This is a genomic window from Candidatus Arsenophonus triatominarum, assembly GCF_001640365.1.
Taxonomy (GTDB): domain Bacteria; phylum Pseudomonadota; class Gammaproteobacteria; order Enterobacterales; family Enterobacteriaceae; genus Arsenophonus; species Arsenophonus triatominarum.
This window is the reverse complement of the sequence record NZ_LWMI01000005.1, coordinates 1-16,102: the sequence shown is the minus strand read 5'-3', so window position 1 is coordinate 16,102 and position 16,102 is coordinate 1. Positions and strand designations below refer to the sequence as shown.

Genomic DNA, 16,102 nt, shown 5'->3' with positions numbered 1-16,102 from the left:
CTTATTTATGATCGTCCATGAATATAGAGAAAGGAACCTATCAATGAACAAAAAAATTCTAAGTATGCTAATCTTGGCGGGTATAATAACTGCTGTTACTGCTTGTGATGAATCACCTAAAGTAGGCGATGCCATCCAACAGACCAAGGAAAGCGCTGAACAAATAAAACAGTCTGGTGCAGAAAAAGCTAAAAAAGTGGTTAATGATGCGAAAGAAGCTGCAACCGACATAAAAAATAAAGCTGCTGAAGAAGCTGATAAACTATCAACAAAAGCAGACCAATTAAAAGAAACAACCAAACAAAAAACATCAGAGTTGCAACAAAATATTTCAGATAAAGCCACTGAAGCCACAAATCAAGCCAAAGAAAAAGCAACCCAAGTTAAAGAAGGGGTTAATTCTGAAGTACAGACATTATCTGATAAAACAGCAGCGGCTAAAGATAATCTGACCAATAAGGCAAACGCTTTAAGTGAAAGCGCTAAAGAAAAAGCGGCAATCATGCAACAAAATTCTCAATCACAAAAACAATAAAATTCAATTAGTTTAATGAATTAAAAGAAAATATTATTAAAAAGTTAATTGTAGTTAGAACCATCGAAATAAGAATAATATTGTTTTACACTTCCTTCTAACCTGATAAGGCCAGTATTTCTCTGGCCTCTTTTTTTAACTTAGCAAGATTGATCATAAAAATTTATAATAATTTGAAATTAATACTGTGACATGTTCATTGAAATAGTTGCCAGATTTATTACACCAAAAATAGTTTACGAAAATAGTATATTCGCAATGTCTTTACCCAGAGCCCAAATTGGTGGTAATAGCTGCGACATAAATAGCATGATATTTTCACTAGTCATGATAAGCTATTAGATAAACATTGAATTAACAGAAAAATAAAAATTCAGTTTTATACTTTTTTAAAACAAATAGTTATTAGAGTATTTATTTTACTATTGTTTATATAGGTAACAGCTAAGCAAATAAAACTAATTCGATTTTACTAAATTAATCAGGCTTAACCAGAAATGAGTTAATATCATCAGCAAAATATTTTCATTCAATATCACCGATTTACAAAAATAAAATCCAAGCTAATCATTTGTTCTTGTTAATAATACTAACGTTATTAACTTAAGAACGCTAATATAACTACCATAAAATAATATCGTATATTAGTCTTAACTTAATCTGACAGCTCTGATTTAAAAAAGAGCGTTACCGGTTTTAATTAACATCATTAGATAATTAAATAAAAGGTAATTCTATGTATCAAACAAATAATCCTATCATCAAACATAAAGTCGGGTTACTTAACCTTGCTGAAGAGCTTAATAACGTCTCAAAAGCCTGTAAGATCATGGGGGTATCCCGAGATACGTTTTATCGCTACCAGGAACTTGTTAACGATGGTGGGATAGACGCTTTAATTAATCAAAATCGACGGGTGCCTAACGTAAAAAATAGAGTAGATGAACAGATTGAAAGCGCTGTAGTTGAGTATGCGATTGAATACCCTGCACATGGTCAACACCGCAGTAGTAATGAACTAAAAAATAGTTGCTGAATAGAGACTTGCATTTTTTGTCACGCTATAGACAATAAAAAGAGGTTTAACTTAGAAAATAACGGTTTGAAATGATCAACAAAGAGCGGTTGTTACGAGATAATCGTTTATGTAAAGCAATCATTGGATTATCAGTCGAAGAATTGAAAAATTTAGCCGCTGAATTTTCAGCTTGTTATTTGATTTATCGGAAAAAGAATCGAAAAGATCACGAGCGGCAAATGGGTGCAGGGCAGAAAGGATTTATCCCAACCCCATTAGATAAACTGCTTTTTATTTTATTGTATTTAAAATGTTATCCGACCTATGATTTGCAAGGACTTCTTTTTGGTTTAGATAGAACACGGGTATGTCGCTGGGTAAAAATATTATTGCCGGTTTTAGAGATGACCTTGGGGCGAGAATGTGTTTTGCCCGCTCGTCAAATTCGCTCTGCTGAGGAATTTTTTCGCGCCTTTCCTGGAGTTAAAGACGTCTTTATTGATGGGACAGAGCGACCTGTCCAAAAGCCTAAGAATCTGCGTCGGCGAAAAAAAATGTATTCGGGAAAGAAAAGACAGACCACTCGAAAAGGGCTTATTATGACTGACGAAACGAGGAAAATTGGATTTATCCCCATGATCAAAAATGGGCGCCGTCACGATAAACGCTTACTCGATAAAGTCGATATAATTCGCCATATTCCCCCTGAGGTAACCATCTGGGCCGATACCGGTTTTCAAGGTATAGATAAACAGCATCCTAATACACAAATCCCAAAAAAAGGAACTCGAAAAAGACCTTTATCGCCTGAACAAAAACAAGAAAATAAAATAATCTCGGGCATCCGTATTACGGTTGAACACGCCATCGCGGGTATCAAGCGCCTCGGTTGTATGACCCAAATTTTACGGAATCGTAGACCCTTTATTGATGATACCTTTTTACTCCTTAGTGCCGGTCTTTGGAATTTCCATCTCAGAACAGCCTAAAATTTACTTCAATCACCGAAATACCCTTATTTCACTATTAAGCAACACGCTTTAAGAAAAAAAGGCATTTTTGTTTCGGGGAGTGGCGTTTGTAGTGGTCAACTAAAATTGGCCACCCTACCTGACTGTTCATGGAACAGCCGCTCTGATTCGTTTGGCGTTAATCCACCGTTATACCAGTGCGGTCTTATATCGCTATAGTAGTGGGTTATGTAGCGAATAATGGCTGACTGAGCAGCACTAAAGCTTTGGTAGCCAGTCGTTGGCACCCATTCGGTCTTCAGACTACGGAAGAATCGTTCCATCGGACTATTATCCCAACAGTTCCCTCTGCGACTCATACTTTGGGTCATCTGATAACGCCACAATGCCTGCCTATACTGACGACTGATGTAATGACTTTGATCACTATGGAACATCACCTGTTTGGGATGCCCACGCAGTTCCCAAGCCATTTGTAGTGCTTTGGTCGTTAATTCCGAATCTGGTGAAAATGACATTGCCCAGCCCACCGGTTTTCGGGCAAACAAATCTAATACCACGGCCAGATAGGCCCATCGTGAGCCTGTCCAAATATAGGTTACATCGCCGCACCAAACCTGGTCAGGCTTGGTAACAGCGAACTGCCTATTGAGAAGATTGGGAATATCAATATGTTCATTTCCACCGCGGTTGTATTTATGTTTTCGCTCTTGGCAACTGACGATGATTAACTCCTTCATCAACTTACCCGCTAAACCACCGCCCAAGTTTCACGTTGTGTGTATTGGTAACCATCGTGGCGATAGTCCTTGCGCCAGCAGAGCCGCCACTAACGTTCCACGCTTCGCTGACTAGGCTACGTTTTATCGTCCGCTCAATATCTGGCTCCTTAGGCCGACACCAATAGCGATAACTGCTTCAGTGAACATTAAAAATACGACACAAAGTTTTCACCGGATAAAGCACTCTTAGCTTTTCAACTACCGAAAATTTTTCAGTGAGTCGGACATTAAGAGCGCAGTAGCCTTTTTTAAGATGTCATTCTCCATTTCCAGCCGGTGGATTTTTTTCTTCATTTCTCTGAACTCAATTTGTTCAGGTGTTAATGGCAGACCAGGCGATGTTTTCCCTTGACGTTCTAAACGAAGGGCTCTTACCCACCGGCTAATCGCTGAAAGACTGACGTTCATGCCTTTCGCGGCTTCCTGGTAGGTGTAATTTTGGTCAAGGACTAATTTGGCGGTTTCACATTTAAATTCAGCAGTAATTATTTTACTCATTTCGGCACCTATAAAAATTATGAGGTAAGCATATCACCTCAACTTAGGTGGCCAAATTTAGTATGCCACTACAGATATAGCTAGGCGACTTAATTTTGATTACAAGGTGTGTTATGGGTTATACAATTGATTTTCGACGTAAAGTAATATCTGTAAGGAAAGCCGAAGGTTTAACAATTCGAGAAACTGCGAAACAATTCCGTATTGGAAAAGCGTCTTTAGTACGTTGGCTTAAACGACCAGAGCCAAAAAATTCAACGCCACGTAAGAGGAAGCTCGATAAAAATGCTTTAGCAAAAGATGTGGAACAGTATCCAGATGCTTACCAAAAGGAACGGGCAGAGCGATTCGGTGTTTGTAAAAAGACTATTTGGCAATCCCTTAAAAAGCTGGGATTAACCTATAAAAAAACTCTATTCCATCCAAAAACCAACGAAAGCGACAGGCTGGCACATCAGCAAAAAAGACAACAGTATGAAAAAAAAAGATAAATCTGTTGTTTTTATTGATGAAAGTGGTTTTTCACATGACACTCCACGAACTCACGGCTATTCCCCAAAAGGTCACCGTTGTTTTGGCCTGAAAAACTGGGGTGCTAAGGGAAGAACAAATGTTATTGGCGCTTTATTGGGAACAACCCTTTTTGCTATCGGATTATTTGATTGCAATATTAATCGTGATGTTTTTTATGTTTGGATCACAAAAATATTGCTCCCAGAACTTCCTGAAAATTCTGTTATTTTTATGGACAACGCTAGCTTTCACAAAGGTAAGAATATTGAACAGGCAATTATAAACGCAGGACACCAGATAGAATATTTGCCTGTGTATTCACCAGATTTAAATCCTATAGAACATAAATGGTCTCAAGCTAAACGTAAAAAGATGGAAACAGGATGCACTATCGATGACCTGTTTTTAATACATATGCTGTAATCAAAATTAAGTCGCCTAGCTATAATGAGCGGACAAAAACCTGGCAACAAGGTTTAAAAGAAGCTTTCGACTATTTTGGTGGTGTGCCACAGCAAGTATTATGTGATAACGCAAAAGCACTCATCATCGAACGAGATGCTTATGCAGAAGGTGAACATAAATTACATGTCGAAATGCTTCTTCAGATGTCGAAAGATTACGGGTTTAAATTGAGCGCTTGCAAGCCATACAGGGCAAAAACGAAAGGTAAAATAGAGCGCTTTAACCACTATTTAAAAAACAGCTTTATCATACCATTAAATACCGCTGTCAACGATCACCGAAAACTGATCCACTTTTTAGCTAAATACGATCAATCAAACACGAGTTTCGCAATCTCCAAAAAAGAAGTATAAAGTTCAAAACAAGAAAAAATTAGAGTGTTCATATTTTGTCCGGTTATCCATGCATTAAAAATATCTATAAAACATTCTTACAAGTAAGCAGTGTAAGATACTCTGGTTTGGCGTTATCAGAAGTAAGCCCATCGCCTTTATCTCATGACACTGTTAGCCGATGGCTAAAAAGTAGATGTTTTCGACCTAAAGACTTATGGCGATTAGTTCAACCTTCTATAGACAAAAAAAAGCCCTTGCGTACTAATTGCCGATGATACATTGATTGCCAAAACACGTAGTAAAAAAATAGAGATGGTCCATTATCAATATTCAGGTAATGAACATGATGTTATTGCTGGCATAGGTTTAGTTAATTTACTTTGTCATAATCTAACAACTGTTGAATCAATTCCTATTGATTATCGTATTTATGATAAAGATTCTGATGGAAAAACAAAAAACACGCACTTTTCCGAAATGCTCGCTTAAGATAATATAACCATATCTCATTTTTAAAATGATTAAGTTATTTTTAACTCACATAATGAGATTAATTAATCAAAAGTTTCTAATATAAAAAATGCACTCATTCAGATAAAATGTTTGCATTAATACAATTGATAGGTGCCACAATGAGCGCAACAATTTTTAAAGACTTTCAATTTGAGGCTGCCCATCGACTACCCCATGTTCCCACAGGGCATAAATGTGGACGTTTACATGGGCACTCATTTATGGTCAGATTAGAATTAACCGGTGAAATTGATCAACAAACAGGCTGGATCGTTGACTTTAGCGATATTTCTAAAGCTTTTAAACCTTTATGGCAACAATTAGATCATCATTATCTTAATGACATAGAAGGATTAGAAAATCCTACTAGTGAAGTTATTGCACGTTGGATTTGGCATAAAATGAAACCCATTTTGCCACAATTAAGTTCGATAATGATTAAAGAAACTTGTAATGCAGGTTGTATTTATCGCGGCGAATAAACCCCGCCCTTTATTTTCAGCACCGATTGGTGCTGAGTACTATTAAGCGATATCTAGATATTTATGCATTTGAACCGATAACCGCCAATTACGTTTAATACAGGTTTCAATACAAAGCTGAGTCGCATTAGCGTTTTGACTAATCGGTTGTAAACAAATATGTGGTGCAGGATGATTGGGCTCAAGTTGATTAATCAAAGATTCTAATGCATCAATATCTTTTTGACGCCCGACAGGATGTTTAATTTCATTGGTTCGATTTAACGCTGCCGGCAATATACTAAAACCGCCACGCATCGCCACTTTTGGTGATACAGTTACCCAAGTTTTTTCAGAACAATAAATATTATGTGTCCCACTCGTCTCGATTTGGCACTGATAACCTTTTTTTTCTAAGTTATCAGTTAATTCGGTTAGATCATATAAACAAGGCTCTCCACCTGTAATGACGATATGACGAGCGGTATAATTATTCTGTTCAAATAAATCAATAATTTGTTCTGAACTACACGCTGCCCACTCGTCACTTTCGATCTTTTTAGCTAAGATTATCGATAATGGTCGTTGTTGTTGCTTATTTTTAGCCCAAGTATGTTTAGTATCACACCAACTACACCCGACCGGACAACCCTGTAAACGAATAAAAATTGCTGCTACTCCAGTAAAATAGCCCTCTCCCTGTATTGTTTGAAAAATTTGATTAATTGGATAATCCATGACGTTCTCTAAAATAACTTAATAATTTGCCTATTATTGCAGATATCTATCCCTAGAACACCTTTCTTTATGTTATGGTAAAAAACTTGTGCTTTGTAGTTATCAAAACCATTTAGGTTATGAACCGGGAGCATATCCAGCACATTAAAAAGAAAGATGGAAAGACAACACATGAACAATACAAATCAACTTAAACCGGGATTGACTGGCAGGCACATTCGCTTCATGGCGCTAGGCTCTGCAATTGGTACAGGGCTTTTTTATGGTTCAGCTTCAGCAATACAGGCTGCCGGCCCAGCAGTACTACTTGCCTATATGATTGGTGGAGCAGCAGTTTTTATGGTTATGCGAGCACTGGGTGAAATGGCAGTCCACCACCCTGTACCAGGTTCTTTTTCTCAGTATGCCAGCCACTATATGGGGCCATTAGCCGGTTTTCTTACTGGATGGAATTATATCTTTGAGATGTTAATTGTTTGTCTAGCCGATGTAACTGCCTTTGGCACTTATATGCGCTTTTGGTTTCCTCAAGTTGAACAATGGATATGGGTATTAAGTATTGTCCTATTTATTGGCGCATTGAACTTGTGTCATGTGAAAATTTTCGGTGAAATGGAATTCTGGTTATCAATTATTAAAGTGATTGCTATTATTGCGATGATCATTGGTGGTGGTACAATCATGTTATTTGGTTTTGGGCAAGGAACCGAACATCATGCAACAGGTTTATTTAACCTTTGGCAACATGGTGGCTTTATGCCTAATGGTGTAGAAGGAATTATTGCCTCACTAGCAATCGTTATGTTCGCCTTTGGTGGTATTGAAGTGATCGGCATTACTGCAAGTGAAGCTAAAGAACCAGAAAAAACTATCCCTAAAGCCATTAACGCTGTGCCATTGCGTATATTACTATTTTATGGTTTAACGCTATTCGTCTTAATGTGCATTTTTCCTTGGAACCAAATTGGACAGAATGGTAGTCCATTTGTACAAATTTTTGCCAATTTAAATATCACTTCTGCCGCTAATATCTTAAATATTGTTGTCATTACAGCTGCTATATCTGCTATTAACAGTGATATCTTTGGAGCTGGCCGTATGATGTATGGTATGGCTCAGGAAGGGCAAGCACCTCGTTCATTTATGAAAGTTAGCGGCACTGGTGTTCCCTGGATGACAGTGGTTGTTATGTCGGTAATTATGCTGATCGGCGTTTATCTCAATTATATTATTCCAAAAGATATTTTTGTAATAATTGCCTCTTTAGCAACATTCGCAACCGTCTGGGTTTGGTTAATGATCTTGCTTTCCCAAGTTGCTATGCGCCGTAAAATGAGCGCTAAAACGGCAAGCAAACTGAAATTTAAAGTACCATTTTGGCCGATTGGTCCATTCATCACCATCTTATTTATGGTGTTTGTCATCATGCTGTTAGGCTTTTTCAAAGATACACGCGTTGCGCTGATCGTAGGAATGATTTGGATCGTATGCTTGTCAATTACTTACTACTTATTTATTAAAAAAGAAAATATATCAATAAAATAGCATTGATAACTAAAATCATTATCGGAGTGCAAACCTAATATTTAAAATAGAAATGCCAAATCAGCATTGATCCACTATTTTACTCGGTTATTGCTCCTGAGCGCCGCTTATCTTTCAATCGATAACTTTCACCGCTCAATTGCAGTACATGCGAATGATGAAGTAAACGATCAAGCATAGCGGTGGTTAATGTTACGTCATCAGCAAAGGCACTGGGCCATTGCCCAAATGATAAGTTACTCGTCAATATAACACTGCCATACTCATAACGCTTGGCAATCACATTAAAAAATAGGTTTGCTTCCTCTCGCCCAAACGGTAGGTATCCAATCTCATCTATGATCAACAACTTCGGTGCCATCACCGAACGTGATAGATATTGTTTGAGCTTATTTTGTCGTTTAGCCGTTGAGAGTTGCAACATCAGTTCAGCCGCTGTCGTAAAGCGGGTTTTCCTCTTGGCCTGTACTGCTTTTAATCCTAATCCAACCTGAGTTCGGGATAAGAAATAAAGTGAAAGTCTTGCTATTCAAATAGTTGAATACGCATATTTCGTTAAAATACTCCACGAGTTTCGCACAGGCATATAAAATTCCAGAAATGGCTTAAAAGCAATGGTTAATTTGCAAGTTACTAAAACGTATAAATTTATTTAAATTACAATAAGTTGATTTTAATTTATAAGATTTTGTCTATTTATATATTATGCTGAATTAAACTTAAAAATAGAGCGTTTTTTTATTGGTGCGAAACTCGTGAGGGACAGTAAAAACTCTCCGTAGCTTTTGTCTTGGGCGATGCACTGTTCGGCAAGTGATGACCAATGAGTCGGAACAGAATTTAATTTCAATGACTCATACAGGTGTTCAATTTGTTCATGCAATAACATGTTCACCTCCCAGCAATGCTTCATATACGCTGATTGAGTGTTGCAAATTGACAGATTCAAGGGGCGGTACGATACGGATATTAAGCGTATTGTATAGCTAGGCGACTTAATTTTGATTACAGCATATGTATTAAAAACAGGTCATCGATAGTGCATCCTGTTTCCATCTTTTTACGTTTAGCTTGAGACCATTTATGTTCTATAGGATTTAAATCTGGTGAATACACAGGCAAATATTCTATCTGGTGTCCTGCGTTTATAATTGCCTGTTCAATATTCTTACCTTTGTGAAAGCTAGCGTTGTCCATAAAAATAACAGAATTTTCAGGAAGTTCTGGGAGCAATATTTTTGTGATCCAAACATAAAAAACATCACGATTAATATTGCAATCAAATAATCCGATAGCAAAAAGGGTTGTTCCCAATAAAGCGCCAATAACATTTGTTCTTCCCTTAGCACCCCAGTTTTTCAGGCCAAAACAACGGTGACCTTTTGGGGAATAGCCGTGAGTTCGTGGAGTGTCATGTGAAAAACCACTTTCATCAATAAAAACAACAGATTTATCTTTTTTTTCATACTGTTGTCTTTTTTGCTGATGTGCCAGCCTGTCGCTTTCGTTGGTTTTTGGATGGAATAGAGTTTTTTTTATAGGTTAATCCCAGCTTTTTAAGGGATTGCCAAATAGTCTTTTTACAAACACCGAATCGCTCTGCCCGTTCCTTTTGGTAAGCATCTGGATACTGTTCCACATCTTTTGCTAAAGCATTTTTATCGAGCTTCCTCTTACGTGGCGTTGAATTTTTTGGCTCTGGTCGTTTAAGCCAACGTACTAAAGACGCTTTTCCAATACGGAATTGTTTCGCAGTTTCTCGAATTGTTAAACCTTCGGCTTTCCTTACAGATATTACTTTACGTCGAAAATCAATTGTATAACTCATAACACACCTTGTAATCAAAATTAAGTCGCCTAGCTATAGTGGCCAATTTTAGTTGACCACTACAGACCTGGTCATGACATCCGATGAATTTATTACCCAGTTTGCGTCTCATGTGCCAGAAAAAGGGTTTCACATGATCCGCTATTACGGCTTTTTAAGTCCATCAGCACGGATGCGAAAAATGTTAACGGAGGTTGTTTATCCTTTAGCCCAGCAAGATAAAAAACCCGCTAAAAAAGTCACCTGGCGAAACATGTATCAACACCACGAGTTTCGCACAGGCATATAAAATTCCAGAAATGGCTTAAAAGCAATGGTTAATTTGCAAGTTACTAAAACGTATAAATTTGTTTAAATTACAATAAGTTGCTTTTAATTTATAAGATTTTATCTATTTATATATTATGCTGAATTAAACTTAAAAATAGAGCGTTTTTTTATTGGTGCGAAACTCGTGAACACGTTTTTAAAGTCGATCCACTTGCTTGTCTCTTATGTGGGAAAAAATTACTTTTCGCAGAAATGAATTTTGGATTGAATCGTAAAGAACTTATGGCACGTCACCATGATCTGGCTTGTTTGTGGTGGCGATAAAAACTCACGACAGGGTAGATCTATCCTTTTGTTCAAAATTGATTAATAATTAATCGTTTTTTAACCATCTATTCCGTTCCTTATCTCAACCTTCAACATAATTTTGGCAAAATTTAGAAGAAAATAAAAAGGATTTCATCATGGCGCAGGTTAATGAGTAACCATTTCGGGTATTAATTTCTTATACATGAACTAATCGCCATAAGTCTTTAGGTCGAAAACATCTACTTTTTAGCCATCGGCTAACAGTGTCATGAGATAAAGGCGATGGGCTTACTTCTGATAACGCTAAACCAGAGTATCTTACACTGCTCACCTGTAAGAATGTTTTGTAGATATCTTTAATGCATGGATAACCGGACAAAATATGAACACTCTAATTTTTTCTTGTTTTGAACTTTATACTTCTTTTTCGGAGCTTGCGAAACTTGTGTCAGCATTTCTATTTTTTTATTCTCTGATTAAAACTATTTGATACTAAACTTGGCAGAAATGGGATTATGATCAGAAGATTGCGTTTTAATCACTTTTGCATCGAGAAGAGTCAAACTACGATAAAAAACATAATCTAATGGGTAACCAAAGATGATAGTGCGTTCATCAGTGTCAAAATTGACTTCTTTCATCCGTAAACTGCGCGTAAAACGTTTAAGTGCATTTATACGTTGTCGACTCCAGGTATTAAAATCCCCAGCAAAAATCACTGGCCCTTGATGTCTTTTAATATGCTCCCCTATATTGTGTAGCTGCCGACTATAAATATCCACCCCAAAACTAAAATTAACCGCATGAATATTAATAATCATTAAATTTCGGCCATTATGTAATGGATAAACGGTAATTAACGCTGATTTCGGTAACCAAAGTAATGGCTCTTTTTCCCGCAATGGACAACAATAAATTGGATGAGATCTTGCTAACGTCATTACCCCAGAAGCGTGTTGAGGGAAAACAATTGCTGGCACTTGATCAGCAACTAAATGTTGAGATACGACAAAATCAATAAGTTGAGGTGAAGTTTGAGCTTCTTGTAATAGAATCAAATGTTTATCTATGACTAATTTATTTAAAACTGAATACCAGTTTGGGCGTTGCTGCTTATAAATATTCCATGAAACAATGCTTAATTCATCACTTTCTGAGAATAGTGGCATCCCTATAGGTAAATCATCATCAAGCGTATATTCAGATACAGGTAAAATACGCTTTGCTGGCTGGCCAGCAATATAACGCACTGAATAAATTTTTTTTGCCACCTCAAATAGCCCTTAAAAATCGAATATTTATTAATCTATCCAATACATAGATAATAGATAAAACTCATCATTTAGAAGCATAGTTGCATCTTAAAGTTCAAGAAAAATGAAAATAAAACAACTTTATAAAAAAATTTATATATTTGACAAGTTTTTTAATAAACAACAAAAAGCCCTGTGATATTTTCACAGGGCTTACTTTCGATATTATTGGAGGTGCGGACGGGGTTCGAACCTACGACCCCCGGCGTGACAGGCCGGTATTCTAACCAACTGAACTACCGCACCACCTGGTTTATTTCACTAACGGTCTTTCCCATTAGCATTAAATTAAAGTCTGGCAGCTCCCTACTCTCACATGGGGAGACCCCACACTACCATCGGCGCTACGGCATTTCACTTCTGAGTTCGACATGGGGTCAGGTGGGACCACCGCGCTATTGCCGCCAGACAAATTCTTTTTTATTTATCCCGTCTCATTTCGCTGCCTTTCAGCCTGCTCACCTACCTCAGTACGCGACCAAGTCTCTGCCATCAGCAAAATTCGACCAGATTCAATCTCTGAACAAGCTAAAATTCTCTCTCTCAAAAACACCTTCGGTGTTGTTAGGTTAAGCCTCTCGGGTCATTAGTACTGGTTAGCTCAACGTATCGCTACGCTTACACACCCAGCCTATCTACGTCCTCGTCTCGAACACCCCTTATAGGACATTACTGTCAGGGAAGACTCATCTTGAGGCAAGTTTCCCGCTTAGATGCTTTCAGCGGTTATCTCTTCCACACTTAGCTACCAGGCGATGCCATTGGCATGACAACCTGTACACCAGTGGTGCGTCCACTCCGGTCCTCTCGTACTAGGAGCAGCCCCCCTCAATCTTCCTTCGCCCACGACAGATAGGGACCGAACTGTCTCACGACGTTCTAAACCCAGCTCGCGTACCACTTTAAATGGCGAACAGCCATACCCTTGGGACCTACTTCAGCCCCAGGATGTGATGAGCCGACATCGAGGTGCCAAACACCGCCGTCGATATGAACTCTTGGGCGGTATCAGCCTGTTATCCCCGGAGTACCTTTTATCCGTTGAGCGATGGCCCTTCCATTCAGAACCACCGGATCACTAAGACCTACTTTCGTACCTGCTCGCGCTGTCACGCTCGCAGTCAAGCTGGCTTATGCCTTTGCACTAACCTCACGATGTCCGACCGTGATTAGCCAACCTTCGTGCTCCTCCGTTACGCTTTGGGAGGAGACCGCCCCAGTCAAACTACCCACCAGACACTGTCCTCAGCCCGGGTTACGGGCCTAAGTTAGAACATCAAACATTAAAGGGTGGTATTTCAACGTCGGCTCCATGCAGACTGGCGTCCACACTTCAAAGCCTCCCACCTATCCTACACATCAAGGCTCAATGTTCAGTGTCAAGCTATAGTAAAGGTTCACGGGGTCTTTCCGTCTTGCCGCGGGTACACTGCATCTTCACAGCGAGTTCAATTTCACTGAGTCTCGGGTGGAGACAGCCTGGCCATCATTACGCCATTCGTGCAGGTCGGAACTTACCCGACAAGGAATTTCGCTACCTTAGGACCGTTATAGTTACGGCCGCCGTTTACTGGGGCTTCGATCAAGAGCTTCGCCTTACGGCTTACCCCATCAATTAACCTTCCAGCACCGGGCAGGCGTCACACCGTATACGTCCACTTTCGTGTTTGCACAGTGCTGTGTTTTTAATAAACAGTTGCAGCCAGCTGGTATCTTCGACTGGCTTCCGCTCCGGATGCAAGACCCTTCACCTAATGCCAGCGTGCCTTCTCCCGAAGTTACGGCACCATTTTGCCTAGTTCCTTCACCCGAGTTCTCTCAAGCGCCTGAGTATTCTCTACCTAACCACCTGTGTCGGTTTGGGGTACGATTAATGATTACCTATCGCTTAGAGGCTTTTCCTGGAAGCTGGGCATCAACTACTTCACCACCTTAGTGGCTCGTCATCACGTCTCAGTGTTGTAGCAGTGCGGATTTGCCTGCACTACCCACCTACTCGCTTAAACCGGGACAACCGTCGCCCGGATAGCCTAGCCTTCTCCGTCCCCCCTTCGCAGTAACCCTTAGTACGGGAATATTAACCCGTTTCCCATCGACTACGCTTTTCAGCCTCGCCTTAGGGGTCGACTTACCCTGCCCCGATTAACGTTGGACAGGAACCCTTGGTCTTTCGGCGAGCGGGTTTTTCACCCGCTTTATCGTTACTTATGTCAGCATTCGCACTTCTGATACCTCCAGCAGACCTCTCAGTCCACCTTCTACAGCTTACAGAACGCTCCCCTACCCAACAACACCTAAGTGTCGCTGCCGCAGCTTCGGTGCATGGTTTAGCCCCGTTACATCTTCCGCGCAGGCCGACTCGACCAGTGAGCTATTACGCTTTCTTTAAATGATGGCTGCTTCTAAGCCAACATCCTGGCTGTCTAAGCCTTCCCACTTCGTTTCCCACTTAACCATGACTTTGGGACCTTAGCTGGCGGTCTGGGTTGTTTCCCTCTTCACGACGGACGTTAGCACCCGCCGTGTGTCTCCCGTGATAACATTCTTCGGTATTCGTAGTTTGCATCGGGTTGGTAAGTCGGGATGACCCCCTAGCCGAAACAGTGCTCTACCCCCGAAGATGAATTCACGAGGCGCTACCTAAATAGCTTTCGGGGAGAACCAGCTATCTCCCGGTTTGATTGGCCTTTCACCCCCAGCCACAAGTCATCCGCTAATTTTTCAACATTAGTCGGTTCGGTCCTCCAGTTAGTGTTACCCAACCTTCAACCTGCCATGGCTAGATCACCGGGTTTCGGGGTCTATACCCTGCAACTTAACGCCCAGTTAAGACTCGGTTTCCCTACGGCTCCCCTATGCGGTTAACCTTGCTACAGAATATAAGTCGCTGACCCATTATACAAAAGGTACGCAGTCACACCCTTTCGGATGCTCCTACTGCTTGTACGTACACGGTTTCAGGTTCTATTTCACTCCCCTCACGGGGTTCTTTTCGCCTTTCCCTCACGGTACTGGTTCACTATCGGTCAGTCAGGAGTATTTAGCCTTGGAGGATGGTCCCCCCATATTCAGACAGGATAACACGTGTCCCGCCCTACTCTTCGAGCTCACAACACTTACCGCTTCAGATACGGGGCTATCACCCTTTATTGCGGGCCTTTCCAGACCTTCTCCTGCGGTAAATTTTGATGTTGACTCTGGGCTGCTCCCCGTTCGCTCGCCGCTACTGGGGGAATCTCGGTTGATTTCTTTTCCTCGGGGTACTGAGATGTTTCAGTTCCCCCGGTTCGCCTCATTTGACTATGGATTCATCAAACGATAGTGCATCAATGCACTGGGTTTCCCCATTCGGACATCGCCGGCTAGTACGCTTTCATATCAGCTTACCGGACGCTTTTCGCAGATTAGCACGTCCTTCATCGCCTCTGACTGCCTAGGCATCCACCGTGTACGCTTAATTCGCTTAACCTCACAACCCGAAGGTGTCTTACGCTGCCTTTTTGCTAGGTTATGGGCACCTCTCCACCCATTCTTTATTGGGCAGTGCTCGCTGTGCGCTGGCCGTCTCGAATGGCTGACTGCTCGCTCATAACGCTTTCATCATGACAACAAAAACCCAACTGATTGGAGTTTTGAGAGTTCTCCACACTATTTTTCAATAATGTGTGTTTCAATTTTCAGCTTGTTCCAGATTGTTAAAGAGCATTATTATTCGCAGCATACTGTTGCCAGCCTGCTCTGAATAACTTTTTATCTATATTTTATCTTGCAATATGGTGGAGCTAAGCGGGATCGAACCGCTGACCTCCTGCGTGCAAAGCAGGCGCTCTCCCAGCTGAGCTATAGCCCCATTAAGATTGTCGTATCATTACACCTTCCTGCTAACCTTACCTTTCAGCCACATCCATCAGCAATGTTGGTAGGCCTGAGTGGACTTGAACCACCGACCTCACCCTTATCAGGGGTGCGCTCTAACCACCTGAGCTACAAGCCTAATGATACCTTCTG

At 40.3% G+C, this 16,102-nt stretch carries 11 protein-coding genes, 3 tRNA genes, 2 rRNA genes and 6 pseudogenes; 10 read left to right on the top strand and 12 right to left on the bottom strand.

The window, feature by feature from the left end; all coding sequences use genetic code 11:
• Positions 1-43: 43 nt before the first annotated feature.
• The 3 genes and pseudogenes from AYJ55_RS01570 (at position 44) to AYJ55_RS01560 (ending at position 2,542) form a co-directional block, all read left to right on the top strand.
• Positions 44-535 (top strand): ABC transporter permease, encoded by a 492-nt coding sequence (locus AYJ55_RS01570; protein ID WP_063653816.1) that lies wholly within the window; start codon positions 44-46, stop codon positions 533-535.
• A 736-nt stretch (positions 536-1,271) separates the two neighbouring features.
• Positions 1,272-1,559 (top strand): annotated as a pseudogene (locus AYJ55_RS01565) (helix-turn-helix domain-containing protein); the annotation flags it as partial.
• An 83-nt stretch (positions 1,560-1,642) separates the two neighbouring features.
• Positions 1,643-2,542, top strand: coding sequence for a transposase family protein (locus tag AYJ55_RS01560; RefSeq protein WP_063653812.1), 900 nt, complete (start codon positions 1,643-1,645; stop codon positions 2,540-2,542).
• Positions 2,543-2,640: 98 nt separating this feature from the next.
• Here the strand turns inward: AYJ55_RS01560 and AYJ55_RS01555 are convergent.
• Positions 2,641-3,804 (bottom strand): annotated as a pseudogene (locus AYJ55_RS01555) (IS3 family transposase).
• A gap of 113 nt (positions 3,805-3,917) precedes the next feature.
• On the opposite strand from AYJ55_RS01555, the gene AYJ55_RS31450 reads away from it, so the two are divergent.
• The 5 genes and pseudogenes from AYJ55_RS31450 (at position 3,918) to queD (ending at position 6,112) form a co-directional block, all read left to right on the top strand.
• Positions 3,918-4,295, top strand: a complete 378-nt coding sequence (locus AYJ55_RS31450; protein WP_063653810.1) for an IS630 transposase-related protein — start codon at positions 3,918-3,920, stop codon at positions 4,293-4,295.
• A complete protein-coding gene (locus AYJ55_RS31445; RefSeq protein ID WP_063654041.1) occupies positions 4,279-4,740 on the top strand; it encodes an IS630 family transposase in 462 nt (153 codons plus the stop codon). The genes AYJ55_RS31450 and AYJ55_RS31445 overlap by 17 nt, the downstream gene beginning before the upstream one ends.
• 50 nt (positions 4,741-4,790) lie before the next feature.
• Positions 4,791-5,039 (top strand): annotated as a pseudogene (locus AYJ55_RS01535) (IS21 family transposase); the annotation flags it as partial.
• 131 nt (positions 5,040-5,170) lie between these two features.
• Positions 5,171-5,603, top strand: a pseudogene (locus AYJ55_RS35375) (IS701 family transposase); the annotation flags it as partial.
• Positions 5,604-5,749: 146 nt separating this feature from the next.
• A complete protein-coding gene (gene queD, locus AYJ55_RS01525) occupies positions 5,750-6,112 on the top strand; it encodes a 6-carboxytetrahydropterin synthase QueD (protein ID WP_063653804.1) in 363 nt (120 codons plus the stop codon).
• Between the two features lie 42 nt (positions 6,113-6,154).
• Here the strand turns inward: queD and queE are convergent, their stop codons facing one another.
• On the bottom strand, positions 6,155-6,829 hold the full coding sequence (queE, locus tag AYJ55_RS01520; RefSeq protein WP_063653802.1) for a 7-carboxy-7-deazaguanine synthase QueE: 675 nt from the start codon (positions 6,827-6,829) through the stop codon (positions 6,155-6,157).
• A 171-nt stretch (positions 6,830-7,000) separates the two neighbouring features.
• Between queE and AYJ55_RS01515 the strand changes: the two genes are divergently transcribed.
• On the top strand, positions 7,001-8,374 hold the full coding sequence (locus AYJ55_RS01515) for an amino acid permease (protein ID WP_063654047.1): 1,374 nt from the start codon (positions 7,001-7,003) through the stop codon (positions 8,372-8,374).
• Positions 8,375-8,453: 79 nt separating this feature from the next.
• Here the strand turns inward: AYJ55_RS01515 and AYJ55_RS01510 are convergent.
• The 3 genes and pseudogenes from AYJ55_RS01510 to AYJ55_RS01495 form a co-directional block, all read right to left on the bottom strand.
• A pseudogene (locus tag AYJ55_RS01510) lies at positions 8,454-8,855 on the bottom strand (ATP-binding protein); the annotation flags it as partial.
• A 524-nt stretch (positions 8,856-9,379) separates the two neighbouring features.
• Positions 9,380-9,868, bottom strand: a complete 489-nt coding sequence (locus tag AYJ55_RS01500) for an IS630 family transposase (protein ID WP_063653499.1) — start codon at positions 9,866-9,868, stop codon at positions 9,380-9,382.
• Positions 9,837-10,202: an IS630 transposase-related protein gene (locus tag AYJ55_RS01495; protein WP_063653415.1), complete on the bottom strand. Its 366-nt coding sequence runs from the start codon at positions 10,200-10,202 to the stop codon at positions 9,837-9,839. The genes AYJ55_RS01500 and AYJ55_RS01495 overlap by 32 nt, the downstream gene beginning before the upstream one ends.
• A gap of 73 nt (positions 10,203-10,275) precedes the next feature.
• Between AYJ55_RS01495 and AYJ55_RS01490 the strand changes: the two genes are divergently transcribed.
• Positions 10,276-10,491, top strand: a complete 216-nt coding sequence (locus tag AYJ55_RS01490) for a transposase (protein ID WP_063653799.1) — start codon at positions 10,276-10,278, stop codon at positions 10,489-10,491.
• Positions 10,492-10,986: 495 nt separating this feature from the next.
• Here AYJ55_RS01490 and AYJ55_RS27720 read toward each other — a convergent pair.
• The 7 genes and pseudogenes from AYJ55_RS27720 to AYJ55_RS01460 all read right to left on the bottom strand — a co-directional run.
• A pseudogene (locus tag AYJ55_RS27720) lies at positions 10,987-11,160 on the bottom strand (IS701 family transposase); the annotation flags it as partial.
• Between the two features lie 103 nt (positions 11,161-11,263).
• Positions 11,264-12,052: an endonuclease/exonuclease/phosphatase family protein gene (locus tag AYJ55_RS01485; RefSeq protein ID WP_063653797.1), complete on the bottom strand. Its 789-nt coding sequence runs from the start codon at positions 12,050-12,052 to the stop codon at positions 11,264-11,266.
• A gap of 211 nt (positions 12,053-12,263) precedes the next feature.
• Positions 12,264-12,340, bottom strand: a tRNA-Asp gene (locus tag AYJ55_RS01480).
• Positions 12,341-12,387: 47 nt separating this feature from the next.
• A 5S ribosomal RNA gene (rrf, locus tag AYJ55_RS01475) occupies positions 12,388-12,503 on the bottom strand.
• Positions 12,504-12,659: 156 nt separating this feature from the next.
• Positions 12,660-15,563 (bottom strand): 23S ribosomal RNA (locus AYJ55_RS01470).
• 305 nt (positions 15,564-15,868) lie between these two features.
• Positions 15,869-15,944: transfer RNA gene (locus tag AYJ55_RS01465), tRNA-Ala, on the bottom strand.
• Positions 15,945-16,011: 67 nt separating this feature from the next.
• Positions 16,012-16,088, bottom strand: a tRNA-Ile gene (locus tag AYJ55_RS01460).
• Positions 16,089-16,102: the final 14 nt, after the last annotated feature.